Here is a 13,059-nt window from a genome sequence, read left to right as displayed (position 1 = left end):
ACGCCAGGCCGGACGGCCGGGGCAGAACAGGGGACTGTCCCGTCCGCCCGGTCCGGCGTCGTTCCCGGCGTGACGGCGTGTGTGACAGCGCGCGTGACAGCGTGTGTGACAGTGCGACGGCGCGACAGCGTGACAGGCCGTGGTGAGCCGCCGGGCTCCGGCCGGAGGGGAATGGCGTGGGGGTGGAGACCGTGGGCGCGGAGGCCGTGCCGGATCTCGGCGAGTTGCGCAGGCGCGCGGCCGCGGAGGGGCCGGAGGAGCCGGCGGGCATGGTGGTGTGCGAGAACCTGGTGCGCATCCACCGCTCCGAGGGGGTGGAGGTGCAGGCCCTGCAGGGGCTGGACCTGCTGGTCGAGGAGGGTGAGCTGATCGCGGTGGTCGGCGCCTCGGGTTCGGGGAAGTCGACGCTGCTGGGCATCCTCGCGGGGTTGGACGTGCCGACGGCGGGCAGTGCCCGGGTGGCGGGGCACGACCTGCTGGCGATGGGCAAGCGGGAGCGGCTGGAGTTCCGGCGCCGGACGGTCGGCTTCGTCTGGCAGCAGACGGCGCGCAACCTGCTGCCGTACCTGACGGCGGTGGAGAACGTGATGCTGCCGATGGGGTACGCGGGCGTGCCGCGGCGGGAGCGGCGGCGGCAGGCGGTCGAGCTGCTGGGACTGCTCGGGATCGGGCACCTGGCGGGCCGGCTGCCGGTCGAGATGTCGGGCGGCGAGCAGCAGCGGGTGGCGATCGCGGTGGCGAACGCCAACGCGCCGGCGCTGCTGCTGGCGGACGAGCCGACCGGTGAGCTGGACAGCGCGACCAGCGAGGAGATCTTCTCGGCGCTGCGTTCGGTGAACGAGGAGCTGGGGGTGACGGTGCTGATCGTCACCCATGACCTTATGGTGGCGCAGGAAGTGCGCCGCACCGTGCGGATCCGCAACGGGCGGACCTCGACGGAGGTGCTGCGTCCGGACCGGGGTGAGCCCGGAGTGGAGTACGCGGTGCTGGACCGGGTGGGCCGGCTGCAGCTGCCGCCGGACTTCACGGAGGCGCTGCGGTTGAGCCGCCGGGTGCGGTTGGCGCTGGAAGAGGACCACATCGGGGTGTGGCGGGCCGAGGAAGAGGTGCACGGGTGAGTGACGGCGCGATGGTGGTCGTGGAGGACGTGCACCGGACGTTCGGGGAGGGCGACCGGGCGGTGCACGCGGTGCGCGGGGTGTCGTTCACGGCGCGGGCCGGCGAGCTGACGGCGCTGCGGGGCCGGTCGGGCTCGGGCAAGACGACGCTGCTGAACCTGGTGGGCGGGCTGGACACGCCGTCCTCGGGGAGCATCAGCATCGCCGGGACGGACCTGGCGGGGCTGGACGAGGCGGGCCGGCTGGAGCTGCGGCGGGACCGGATCGGCTTCGTGTTCCAGTCGTTCGGGCTGATCTCGGTGCTGACGGCGGCGGAGAACGTCGGGGTGCCGATGCGGCTGCGCAAGGTCGCGGTGAAGGAGCGCGAGGAGCGGGTCCGGACGCTGCTGGCGATGGTGGGCCTGGCGGAGCACGCCGAGCAGCGGCCGACCGAGATGTCGGGCGGCCAGCAGCAGCGGGTGGCGGTGGCGCGGGCGCTGGCGAACGAGCCGGCGCTGCTGATCGCGGACGAGCCGACCGGCCAGCTGGACTCGGACACCGGGCTGGCGATCATGCAGCTGCTGCGCGCGGTGGTGCGCAGCGAGGGCGTGACGGCGCTGGTGGCGACGCACGACCCGCAGCTGATGGAGCTGGCGGACCGGGTCGTGGAGCTGCGGGACGGTCGGATCGTCGAGTAGGGCGCGGGCCGGGGGCGGGGGAGGCCGGGGCGGTCAGACCGTCCAGAGGTCGCGGACCAGGTCGGCGATCCGGTGGCCCTGGGCCCGGCCGGCCTCGGCGGAGGGGGTGCGGACGGCGGTGTCCAGCGGGTTGGGGCCGGCCGCGGCGAGCGAGTCCTCGTCGGGGCTGACGGCGAGGACCCGGCCGGTGGTTTCGAGCAGGGCCAGTTCGGCGGCGAGGAACGGGTCGGCCATCGGGGCGAGGACCAGGACGGCCTGCCGACCGGCCATCAGGTCGGCGTTGTTGGAGCTGCGGATGCCGCCGTCCATGTAGCGGCGGCCGTCGATCTCGACGGTGGGCCAGAGGCCGGGGACGGCGCAGCTGGCGGCGACGGCGTCGAGCAGCGGGACACCGCTGTGGCGGTCGAAGGTGCGGGGTTCGCCGCTGTCGGCATCGACGGCGGTGAGGGTGAGCGGCCAGGCGGGCCAGTCGCGGCCGGGGAGCCGGGCGGCGATCACGGCGAGCCGGTCGGCGGCCGGGACGGTGTCCGCGGCGAGCGCGAACTCGCCGACGCGGCGGCGGAGTTCGGCGGGGTCGGTGATCTCGGCGATCATGCGCTGGAAGGTCTCGAAGAGGGGGCCGACGACGTCGAGGGGCGGGACGATCTCGGGGTTCTGGGCGTCCGGGTCGGTCTGCCGCCGGTAGAGCTCGGCGAGCGGGAGGCCGGAGGCGAGCTGGCCGGCGACGGTGGCGCCGGCCGAGGTGCCGAGGACGTGGTCGGCGGTGCCGGGGACGTCGATCCCGGCTTCGGCGAGGCCGTGCAGCAGGCCGGTCTCCCAGGAGATGCCGGCGAGTCCGCCGCCGCCGAGTACGAGTCCGCGCATGGTGGTTGCCCTTCTGGTCCGTTCGATTCCCCGGCATTCTGGCCCAAAGGGCGGCGGGGGGCGTCAAGAACGCGACAATTCTCCACCAGGACCCGTCTGATCAGCGGATATTGCGATCGGTGGCCGTAGTCTCGGTGCCATGGTGCACACGGCCCGCGGCAGGCTGCGGATCTACCTCGGGGCGGCCCCGGGCGTCGGCAAGACCTACGCGATGCTGGCCGAGGCGCACCGCCGGATCGAGCGCGGCGCGGACGTGGCGGTCGGCTTCGTCGAGACCCACGGCCGGGCCCGCACCGCCGAACTGCTGACCGGCCTGGAGACCGTGCCGCGCCGGACGATGACCCACCGCGGCGCCGAGTTCACCGAGCTCGACCTGGACGCGGTGCTGGCCCGCGACCCGGCGGTGGCGCTGGTCGACGAGCTGGCCCACACCAACGTGCCGGGCGCGCGCAACGCCAAGCGCTGGCAGGACGTCGAGGAGCTGCTGGCCGCCGGGATCGACGTGGTCTCCACCGTCAACATCCAGCACCTGGAGTCGCTGGGCGACGTGGTCGAGGGGATCACCGGCGTCCGGCAGCGGGAGACCGTCCCGGACGAGGTGGTGCGCCGGGCGGACCAGATCGAGCTGGTCGACATGTCCCCGCAGGCGCTGCGCCGCCGGCTGGCGCACGGCAACGTGTACGCGCCGGAGAAGGTGGACGCGGCGCTCGCGCACTACTTCCGGCCCGGCAACCTGACCGCGCTGCGCGAGCTGGCGCTGCTGTGGACGGCCGACCGGGTCGACGAGTACCTCCAGCGCTACCGGGCCGAGCAGGGCATCCAGGGCACCTGGCAGGCCCGGGAGCGGATCGTGGTCGGCCTGACCGGCGGCCCCGAGGGCGCCACGCTGGTCCGCCGGGCGGCCCGGATCGCGGCCCGCAACAGCGCGGGCGAGCTGCTGGCGGTGCACATCTCCCGCTCCGACGGCCTGTCCGGCTCCTCCCCGCAGGCGCTGATCGAGCAGCGCGCCCTGGTGGAGAGCCTGGGCGGCAGCTTCCACACCGTGCTCGGCGACGACCCGGCGGCCGGCCTGTTGGACTTCGCGCGCGGCGTCAACGCCACCCAGATCGTGATCGGCACCAGCCGCCGCAAGGTCTGGCAGTACGTGTACGGGCCGGGCGTCGGCTACACGGTGACCCGGGACTCCGGCGACATCGACGTCCACATGGTCAACCACGAGCACGCGGCGCGCGGCCGCGGCCGGATCCCGATCCGCCGGGTGACCGACCTGGGCCGGACCAGGACGGTCGCGGGCTGGGTGATCGGGGTGGCCGGGCCCCCGCTGCTGGCGCTGCTGCTGACCCGGCTCGGCGGGCCCGGGCTCTCCACCGACATGCTGCTGTTCCTGGCGCTGACGGTGTGCGCGGCGCTGGTCGGCGGGCTGTTCCCGGCGATCGCCTCGGCGCTGGTCTCCTCCTCGGCGCTCAACTACTACTTCGCGCCCCCGATCCACACCTTCACCATCGCCCAGCCGGAGAACATCGTCGCGGTGGCGATCTTCGCGGCGGTCGGCATCGCGGTCGCCACCGTGGTCGACGTCGCGGCCCGGCGCAGCCACGTCGCGGCCCGGGCCCAGGCCGAGGCGCAGACGCTGTCCGCGCTGGCCGGCACCGTGCTGCGCGGCGCGCCCACCGGCGAGGGGGTGCTGACGGCGCTGCTGGAGCAGGTCCGGGAGACCTTCCAGCAGGAGGCGGTGGCGCTGCTGGAGCGCACCGACGCGCACGGCCCGTGGCAGGCCGCCGCCGCGGTCGGGCCGCGCCCGCCGGCCGGGCCCGAGCAGGCCGACGCGGACGTCCCGGTCGGCGAGCGCCTCGCGCTGGTGCTGCGCGGCCGGGTGCTGCCCGCCGCGGACCGGCGGATGCTCGGCGCGTTCGCCAACCAGGCGGCCGTCCTGCTGGAGCGCCGCCGGCTGGCCGGGGAGGCGGCCGCGGCCCGCCGGGAGGCCGAGGGCAACCGGATCCGCACCGCGCTGCTGGCCGCCGTCTCGCACGACCTGCGCACCCCGCTGGCCGGGATCAAGGCCGCGGTCTCCTCGCTGCGCGCCGAGGACGTCGAGTGGGACGAGGAGGACGAGGCCGAGCTGCTGGCCGGGATCGAGTCCGGCGCGGACCGGCTCGACCACCTGATCAACAACCTGTTGGACATGAGCCGCCTGCAGACCGGCACCGTCACCCCGCTGCTGCGGCCCACCGACCTGGACGAGGTGGTGCCGTTCGCGCTCGGCGGCGTGCCGCCCGGCAGCGTGCGCCTCGACGTGCCGGAGTCGCTGCCGATGGTCCGGGCCGACGCCGGGCTGCTGGAGCGGGTGCTGGCCAACCTGGTGGAGAACGCCGTCAAGTACGGACCGCCCGGTTCACCCGTCCTGGTGAAGGCGGATCTGCTGGAGCGCTCCGGACGGGTCGAGCTGCGGGTGGTCGACCGCGGCCCGGGCGTCCCCGAGGAGGCCCGGGAGCGGATCTTCGCCCCCTTCCAGCGCTACGGCGACGCCCCGCGCGGCGCCGGCGTCGGCCTCGGCCTGGCGGTGGCCCGCGGCTTCGCCGAGGCGATGGGCGGCGCCGTCACCGCCGAGGACACCCCCGGCGGCGGCCTGACCATGGTGGTCGCGCTGCCCGCCGCCCCGTCCGGGCCGCACCCCGACGAACGCACCGAACGCACCGAACGCACCGAACACGCCGAGCGCGCCGAGCAAGGCGGGCGCACCGAACGAGACGAGCGAAAGGCCGGTCCCGCATGACCCGGGTCCTGGTGGTGGACGACGAACCGCAGATCGTCCGCGCCCTGGTGATCAACCTCAAGGCCCGCAAGTACGAGGTCGACTCCGCGCACGACGGCGCGAGCGCCCTGGAGCTGGCCGCCGCCCGCCACCCCGACGTGGTGGTGCTCGACCTCGGCCTGCCCGACATGGACGGCGTCGAGGTGATCCGCGGCCTGCGCGGCTGGACCAGGGTGCCGATCATCGTGCTCTCCGCCCGGCACGCCTCCGACGAGAAGGTCGAGGCGCTGGACGCCGGCGCCGACGACTACGTCACCAAGCCGTTCGGCATGGACGAGCTGCTGGCCCGGATGCGGGCCGCCGTCCGCCGCGCCGAGCCGGTCACCGCGGAGGGCGAGTCGGTGGTCGCCACCGACAGCTTCACCGTCGACCTGGCCGCGAAGAAGGTCAACCGTCAGGGCGCCGACGTCCGGCTCACCCCCACCGAGTGGCACCTGCTGGAGGTGCTGGTGCGCAACTCCGGGCGGCTGGTCAGCCAGACCCAGCTGCTCCAGGAGGTGTGGGGCCCGGCCTACCGCAAGGAGACCAACTACCTGCGGGTCTACCTGGCGCAGCTGCGCCGCAAGCTGGAGGCCGACCCCTCGCACCCCCGGCACTTCATCACCGAACCGGGCATGGGCTACCGCTTCGAGCCCTGACCCGGCACCCCCGCGCGGCGGGCCGGAGCGTGACCCGGCCCACCTCGCGCCCTGCCGTCCGGCGCCGTCGAACCGGTACCCTTCCGGCATGAGTGGTGACAACGTCGGCGACCAGCCGCAAGGCCGTTTCCGCCGCATGCTGAACCGGCTGACCTCCTCCTCGGAGGAGCTGGAGGCCGAGGAGCTGCGGCAGGACACCGCGGAGGCGGGCTGCACCCCGATCGCCGCCTGCGGCGACCGCGAGATCGTCACCGTCGCGGGCACGCTGCGCACCGTCACGCTCCGCCCGCGTGCGGGGGTGCCCGCGCTGGAGGCCGAGCTGTTCGACGGCACCGAGGCACTGGACGTGGTCTGGCTCGGCCGGCGCTCGATCGTCGGCATCGAGCCGGGCCGCCGCCTGATCGCCAGCGGCCGGATCGGCCACGCACGCGGGCGCCGCGTGCTCTTCAACCCCCGCTACGAGCTGCGTCCGGTGGGACACGGGAGCGAGACCGCGTGAGCAACGAGGCGATCAGGGTGGGTGCGCACGGCCCGCAGGACGACGAGCGGCCCGCCCCCGGCGTGTACGAGCCGGCCGAGCCGGAGCGGGACGCCTCCAAGGAGGCCGCCGAGACGGTGCTGAAGGCCTTCGGCGGCGTGCGCGGCATGGTCGACATGACGCTGCCCGGCCTGGTGTACATCATCGCGTTCAACATCACCCACAAGGTGCCGGTGGCCGCCTGGTCGGCGCTGGCGCTGTGCGGGGTCTTCGTGGTGCTCCGGCTGGCCCGCCGGGAGACCATCCAGCACGCCTTCTCCGGCGTGTTCGGCGTGGCGATCGGCGCCTGGATCTCGATGAAGACCGGCAAGGCCGAGGACTTCTACCTGCCCGGCCTGCTCTGGAACGTCGGCTACTGCGTGGCGCTGGCGGTCTCCGCGCTGGTGCGCTGGCCGATGATCGGCGTGATGCTCGGTCCGATCACCGGCGAGATGTTCACCTGGCGCAAGCAGAACCCGGGCCGACTGGCCGCCTACACCAAGGCCACCTGGGCCTGGGTGCTGATCATGGGCCTGAAGCCGCTGATCCTGTTCCCGCTGTGGGCCGCCGGCCAGATCAACCTGCTGGGCTGGCTGAAGGTCGCGCTGGGCATCCCGCCGCTGCTGCTGGCGATGTACGTGACCTGGCGGATCCTGCTCACCGCGCCGCCGCCGATCAAGGCGGAGCCGGACGAGGACGAGGAAGAACCGCAGAAGTGACCGAAGGGCCCCGCGCGTCGCGCGGGGCCCTTCGCGGTGGAGCGGTGGAGCGGTGGAGCGGGCGGGTCAGCCGGCCAGCAGCGTCTCCAGCTCCTCCTCGCGCTCCTGGGCGGCGACGAACAGCAGCTCGTCACCGGCCTCCAGGGTGTCGCTGCCGCCCGGCACCAGCACCCGTCCGGCCCGGATGATGGTGACCAGCGCGGTGTCCACCGGCCAGGCGACGTCGCCCACCCGGGTGCCGACCAGTGCGGTGTCGGCGGCCAGGGTCAGCTCGACCAGGTTGGCGTTGCCCTGGGAGAAGCGCATCAGGCGGACCAGGTCGCCGACGCTCACCGCCTCCTCGACCAGCGCCGACATCAGGCGCGGGGTGGAGACCGCGACGTCCACGCCCCAGGACTCGTTGTACAGCCACTCGTTCTTCGGGTTGTTCACCCGGGCGACCACCCGCGGCACGCCGTACTCGGTCTTGGCGAGCAGCGAGACCACCAGGTTGACCTTGTCGTCACCGGTGGCGGCGATCACCACGTGGCAGCGCTGCAGGGCCGCCTCGTCCAGCGAGGTGATCTCGCAGGCGTCGGCGAGCAGCCACTCGGCGAGCGGGACCCGCTCCACCGAGATGGAGTTCGGGTTCTTGTCGATCAGCAGGACCTCGTGGCCGTTCTCCAGCAGCTCCCCGGCGATGGAACGGCCGACGGCCCCTGCTCCGGCGATGGCGACGCGCATCAGTGACCAGCCTCCTCGGGACCCTGGGCGAAGGCCGCCTCGACCGCGGTCAGTTCGTTGCGGCGCAGCATCACGTGCACCAGGTCGCCCTCCTGGACCACCATCTGCGGGTTGGGCAGCACGCCCTCGCCGACCCGGGTGACGAACGCCACCCGGACCCCGGCGGCCTCCTCCAGCTCGGCGAGCCGGTGGCCGATCCAGGCCGGGTTGAACGCGACCTCGGCGAGCTGGACGGCGCCCGACGGGTCCTGCCAGACCGGCTCGGCGCCGCTCGGCAGCAGCCGGCGCAGCATCTGGTCGGCCGTCCAGCGGACGGTGGCGACCGTCGGGATGCCCAGGCGCTGGTAGACCTCGGCGCGGCGCGGGTCGTAGATCCGGGCCGCGACGTGCTCGACGCCGAAGTTCTCCCGGGCCACCCGGGCCGCGATGATGTTGGAGTTGTCACCGCTGGAGACGGCGGCGAAGGCGCCCGCCTCCTCGATGCCGGCTTCCTTCAGGGTGTCCTGGTCGAAGCCGACGCCGGTGACCCGGCGGCCGTGGAAACCGGCCCCGAGCCGCCGGAAGGCGGTCGGGTCCTGGTCGATCACCGCGACCGAATGGCCTTGTTTCTCGAGCGTTCTGGCCAGGGCGGAGCCGACCCGTCCGCAGCCCATGATGACGATGTGCACGCGACTACCTCACCCGGTCCGTTGGGGTCGTGACCTGCGTAAACATCGCTCATCGTCCTTCCGTGCCCCCGATTTCGGGGGCAGTTCTCCGGCCGCGCCTGTGATCCGACGCGAGGGGCAACTCGGTGTTGCCCGCTAACCCTTCTGTCGACACGCTAGCCGGTCCACCGAACACAGTCGCGAGCAAGGGGCCCCGCGAGGCATCGAGTGCCAGCGGGAGCCCTTACGATTCCTTGCTGTGCCTATGCCTGCTGACCTACCGAAACGCATCCTGATCGGGCGTGCGCTGCGCAGCGACAAGCTGGGGGAGACGCTGCTCCCCAAGCGCATCGCGCTGCCGGTGTTCGCCTCGGACGCCCTCTCCTCCGTCGCGTACGCGCCCGAGGAGATCCTGCTGACGCTGTCGCTGGCCGGCGCCTCGGCCATCCACTTCTCCTGGCAGATCGGCGTCGTGGTCGCCATCGTGATGCTCGCGGTGGTCGCGTCGTACCGGCAGAACGTGCACGCCTACCCGAGCGGCGGCGGCGACTACGAGGTCGCCACCGTCAACCACGGGCCGAACTCCGGCCTGGTGGTGGCGAGTGCCCTGATGGTCGACTACATCCTGACCGTGGCGGTGTCGACCACCTCCGGCGTGGCCAACGTGGTCTCGGCGGTGCCCGCGCTGCGCGGGCACGAGATGGCGCTGTCGGTGTTCCTGGTCATCCTGCTGATGGGCATGAACCTGCGCGGCGTGCGCGAGTCCGGCTCGGCGTTCGCCGTCCCGACGTACGCCTTCATGGTCGGGGTCATCGGCATGGTGGTCTACGGCCTGGTCCGGCACTTCGGGTTCGGCGACTCGCTGCCCGCGGAGAGCTCCGCGTACCACCTGGCGGCGACGCCCGGGAACGACTCGCTGGCCGGGTTCGCGCTGGTGTTCCTGCTGCTGAAGGCGTTCTCCTCCGGCTGTGCGGCGCTGACCGGCGTCGAGGCGATCTCCAACGGCGTGCCGGCCTTCCGGAAGCCGAAGAGCAAGAACGCCGCCACCACGCTGCTGATGATGGCCAGCATCGCCGTGACGATGTTCATGGGCATCATCTACCTGGCCCACCTGACCGGCACGCAGATGGCCGAGAACCCGGCCGAGCAGCTGATCGGCGCGCCGGAGAACTACCACCAGAAGACCGTGCTGGCGCAGATCTCCGAGGCGGTGTTCTCCAACTTCACGCCCGGCTTCTACTTCATCGCGGCGACCACCGGCCTGATCCTGGTGCTGGCCGCGAACACCGCGTTCAACGGCTTCCCGGTGCTCGGCTCGATCCTCGCCCAGGACCGCTACCTGCCCCGGCAGCTGCACACCCGCGGCGACCGGCTCGCCTTCTCCAACGGCATCGTGCTGCTGGCCGGCGCGGCGATCCTGTTCATCGTGGCGTTCGGCGCCGACCCGAACCGGCTGATCCAGCTGTACATCGTCGGCGTCTTCGTGGCGTTCAACATGAGCCAGTCCGGCATGATCCGGCACTGGACCAGGCTCCTGCGCACCGAGACCGACCCGAAGAAGCGCGCCCACATGCAGCGCAGCCGGGCGATCAACACCTTCGGCCTGGTGATGACCATGGCCGTGCTGATCGTGGTGCTCGCCACCAAGATCGGCCACGCCTGGATCGCGATCGCCCTGATGGTCGTGCTGTTCGTGATGATGAAGGCGATCCACCGGCACTACGACCGGGTCAACGCCGAGCTCAAGGCCGCCGAGGAGCCCGACGACGCCGCCCCGCCGACCCGGGTGCACGCCATCGTGCTGGTCTCCAAGATCCACAAGCCCGCGCTGCGCGCCCTCGCCTACGCCCGCCTCGCCCGGGCCCAGACCCTGGAGGCCGTCACCGTCAACGTCGACCCGGCCGACACCGCGGCGCTCCGCCAGGACTGGGAGGAGCGCGGCCTCGACGTCCCGCTCAAGGTCCTCGACTCGCCGTACCGCGAGGTCACCGGGCCGGTGCTGGAGTACGTCAAGAACCTGCGCCGCTCCAGCCCGCGCGACGTCGTCGCGGTCTACATCCCCGAGTACGTGGTCGGCCACTGGTACGAGCACCTGCTGCACAACCAGAGCGCGCTGCGGCTCAAGGGACGACTGCTGTTCAAGCCCGGAGTGATGGTGACCTCCGTACCCTGGCAGTTGGAGTCCTCCGAGCGGCGCAAGGCGCCCAAGGCGTGGTCCGCGCCCGGCGCGGTCCGCCGCGGCGAGCCGCGGCGGCGGCCGCCGGTGTCGGCCGACGCTTCCGGTTCGGCCGGTTCAGCCGGTTCGGCCGGTTCGGGCGACGAGGGCCCGGGCGGGGCGGACGCCGCGCCGCGCGACTGAGCGGTCGCGCGACGCGTCCGACTCCCGGATGGCCTTCAATAGGGCCCGTGGCGGATCCTTCCCGGTCCGCCGCGGGCCGCCGTGTTTGCCGCACGGCGCGCTCCACCGCCCGACCCGCCCGACCCGATCGACCAGTTCCACCCGCTCGTGCTCCACCCGCTCGTGCTCCGCCGTCTCCCGCTGTCTCCCGTAAGGAAGCGACCCCCGTGACCCGCAACAACCCGCCCCGCTCCTCCGGTCGCCAGGGCGGCTCCGGCCGCACGTCCGGCGCCAAGCCGGGGCAGGTCGCGCACCCGCGCTGGAGCAACCGGCGCGCCCGGCCGGAGGCCACCGACCGGGAGGGCAACACCGCCCGCAGCCTGCCGCCGGTGCCGGGCGAGCAGCGTCCGGAGAAGCCGGTGAAGGCCGTGCAGCCCGCGAAGGCCGCGAAGGCCGCTCCGGCGAAGGGGGACAAGCCCGCGAAGGGCGCGGCGAAGGGTGCCCCGAAGGACGGGGGCCAGCCCGCCCGGCAGGGGCGCCGGCCCGGGGCGGTGCGCCCGCCGAAGGCGCTGCGGCCCGCGCAGCCGGTGCTGCGGCAGCCCTCCGGGGACCCGTTGGTCGGCGAGCGCTACGAGGTCGAGGTCGGTCCGGTCGCGCACGGCGGGCACTGCGTGGCCCGGCACGAGGGCCGGGTGCTGTTCGTCCGGCACGCGCTGCCCGGCGAGCGGGTGGTCGCGCTGGTCACCGAGGGCACCACCACCTCGCGCTTCCTGCGGGCCGACGCGGTGGAGGTGCTGGAGGCCGCCAAGGACCGGATCGAGGCGCCCTGCCCGTTCTCCGGCCCCGGCAGGTGCGGCGGCTGCGACTGGCAGCACGTCAGCCCCGGCGGGCAGCGCAAGCTGAAGGCCGCCGTCCTCACCGAGCAGCTCGCCAAGCTGGCCGGCCTCACCCCCGAGGAGGCCCGCTGGGACGGCTCGGTCGAGCCGGTCGGCGGCAAGCTCCCGGCCGGCGAGGTCCCGGCCTGGCGCAGCCGGGTGCAGTACGCGGTGGACGAGGAGGGCGTGGTCGGCCTGCGCAAGCACCGCTCGCACGACGTCCAGCCGGTCGACCGCTGCCTGATCGCCGCGCCCGGCGTCACCGAGCTCGGCATCGAGTCCCGTGACTGGACCGGCGTGGCCTCGGTCGAGGCGGTCGCCGCGACCGGCTCCTCGGACCGGCAGGTGATCCTGCGGCCGCGGCCCGGCGAGCAGCTGCCGCTGGTCGAGCTGGACCGCGAGACGTCCATCGCCCGGGTCGACGACCAGGACCTGTTCCACCGCGTCCACGGCCGCACCTTCGTCCGCGAGCGCGCCGCCGGCCGCACCTGGCGGGTCTCCAACGGCGGCTTCTGGCAGATCCACCCCGAGGCCCCCGACACCCTGGTCGACGCCGTCCTGACCGGCCTCGACCCGCAGTGGGGCGAGAGCGCGCTCGACCTGTACTGCGGCGTCGGCCTGTTCGCGGGCGCGCTCGCCGAGCGGGTCGGCGAGGAGGGCGCGGTGCTCGGCATCGAGTCCGGCAAGCAGGCCGTGCTCGACGCCCGGCACAACCTGGCCGCGCTGGAGCAGGTCCGGATCGAGTGCGACAAGGTCGAGACCCTGCTGCCCCGCACCGGCATCACCTCCACCGACCTGATCGTCCTCGACCCGCCGCGGGCCGGCGCCGGCCGCGAGACCGTCGCCCACCTCAGCTCCCTGGAGGCCCGCCGGATCGCCTACGTCGCCTGCGACCCGGCCGCCCTCGCCCGTGACCTCGCCTTCTTCCGCGAGGGCGGCTACCGCCTGGTCTCGCTGCGGGCCTTCGACCTGTTCCCGATGACCCAGCACTTCGAGTGCGTGGCGATCCTGGAGCCGGCCGCCGAGTAGCACCCCCGGCAGGTGGCACCCGGTGCACGGGCGCGGGATCCGTTCCCGCGCCCGTGCGGCGTTTCCCGGGGCCGGGGCGGAGGACAAAACGGCATTCCGCTT

General features: G+C 73.6%; 11 protein-coding genes. 8 read left to right on the top strand and 3 right to left on the bottom strand.

Annotated features, from left to right (window positions below; all coding sequences use genetic code 11):
* The first annotated feature begins 176 nt into the window (after positions 1 to 176).
* Positions 177 to 1,118 (top strand): ABC transporter ATP-binding protein, encoded by a 942-nt coding sequence (locus KSE_RS13110; RefSeq protein ID WP_014135795.1) that lies wholly within the window; start codon positions 177 to 179, stop codon positions 1,116 to 1,118.
* An 11-nt stretch (positions 1,119 to 1,129) separates the two neighbouring features.
* A complete protein-coding gene (locus tag KSE_RS13105; protein ID WP_081539849.1) occupies positions 1,130 to 1,795 on the top strand; it encodes an ABC transporter ATP-binding protein in 666 nt (221 codons plus the stop codon).
* A 33-nt stretch (positions 1,796 to 1,828) separates the two neighbouring features.
* Here the strand turns inward: KSE_RS13105 and KSE_RS13100 are convergent, their stop codons facing one another.
* Positions 1,829 to 2,659: a patatin-like phospholipase family protein gene (locus tag KSE_RS13100; RefSeq protein ID WP_014135793.1), complete on the bottom strand. Its 831-nt coding sequence runs from the start codon at positions 2,657 to 2,659 to the stop codon at positions 1,829 to 1,831.
* A 139-nt stretch (positions 2,660 to 2,798) separates the two neighbouring features.
* On the opposite strand from KSE_RS13100, the gene KSE_RS13095 reads away from it, so the two are divergent.
* The 4 genes from KSE_RS13095 (at position 2,799) to KSE_RS13080 (ending at position 7,345) form a co-directional block, all read left to right on the top strand.
* The gene (locus tag KSE_RS13095) at positions 2,799 to 5,432 is read left to right on the top strand and encodes a sensor histidine kinase (protein ID WP_014135792.1); all 2,634 of its coding nucleotides are present in this window, start codon (positions 2,799 to 2,801) and stop codon (positions 5,430 to 5,432) included.
* Positions 5,429 to 6,109 (top strand): response regulator, encoded by a 681-nt coding sequence (locus tag KSE_RS13090; protein WP_014135791.1) that lies wholly within the window; start codon positions 5,429 to 5,431, stop codon positions 6,107 to 6,109. Before KSE_RS13095 ends, KSE_RS13090 begins: the two co-directional genes overlap by 4 nt.
* 88 nt (positions 6,110 to 6,197) lie before the next feature.
* Complete coding sequence (locus KSE_RS13085) at positions 6,198 to 6,608, top strand: OB-fold nucleic acid binding domain-containing protein (protein WP_014135790.1); 411 nt, start codon at positions 6,198 to 6,200, stop codon at positions 6,606 to 6,608.
* A complete protein-coding gene (locus KSE_RS13080) occupies positions 6,605 to 7,345 on the top strand; it encodes a DUF3159 domain-containing protein (RefSeq protein ID WP_014135789.1) in 741 nt (246 codons plus the stop codon). Before KSE_RS13085 ends, KSE_RS13080 begins: the two co-directional genes overlap by 4 nt.
* A gap of 66 nt (positions 7,346 to 7,411) precedes the next feature.
* On the opposite strand, the gene KSE_RS13075 is transcribed toward KSE_RS13080, so the two are convergent.
* Both KSE_RS13075 and KSE_RS13070 read right to left on the bottom strand, forming a co-directional pair.
* A complete protein-coding gene (locus tag KSE_RS13075; RefSeq protein WP_014135788.1) occupies positions 7,412 to 8,068 on the bottom strand; it encodes a potassium channel family protein in 657 nt (218 codons plus the stop codon).
* Positions 8,068 to 8,736 carry a potassium channel family protein gene (locus KSE_RS13070; RefSeq protein ID WP_014135787.1) on the bottom strand — a complete coding sequence of 223 codons (669 nt, stop codon included), beginning with the start codon at positions 8,734 to 8,736 and terminating at the stop codon, positions 8,068 to 8,070. The genes KSE_RS13075 and KSE_RS13070 overlap by 1 nt, the downstream gene beginning before the upstream one ends.
* Positions 8,737 to 8,980: 244 nt before the next feature.
* On the opposite strand from KSE_RS13070, the gene KSE_RS13065 reads away from it, so the two are divergent.
* Positions 8,981 to 11,074 (top strand): APC family permease, encoded by a 2,094-nt coding sequence (locus KSE_RS13065; protein ID WP_014135786.1) that lies wholly within the window; start codon positions 8,981 to 8,983, stop codon positions 11,072 to 11,074.
* Between the two features lie 569 nt (positions 11,075 to 11,643).
* Complete coding sequence (locus tag KSE_RS13060) at positions 11,644 to 12,957, top strand: class I SAM-dependent RNA methyltransferase (RefSeq protein ID WP_033258304.1); 1,314 nt, start codon at positions 11,644 to 11,646, stop codon at positions 12,955 to 12,957.
* Positions 12,958 to 13,059: the final 102 nt, after the last annotated feature.

This window comes from Kitasatospora setae KM-6054, assembly GCF_000269985.1.
In the GTDB taxonomy this organism is placed as follows: domain Bacteria; phylum Actinomycetota; class Actinomycetes; order Streptomycetales; family Streptomycetaceae; genus Kitasatospora; species Kitasatospora setae.
The sequence above is the reverse complement of the archived record's forward strand: the minus strand, read 5'-3'. Positions and strand labels throughout refer to the sequence as shown.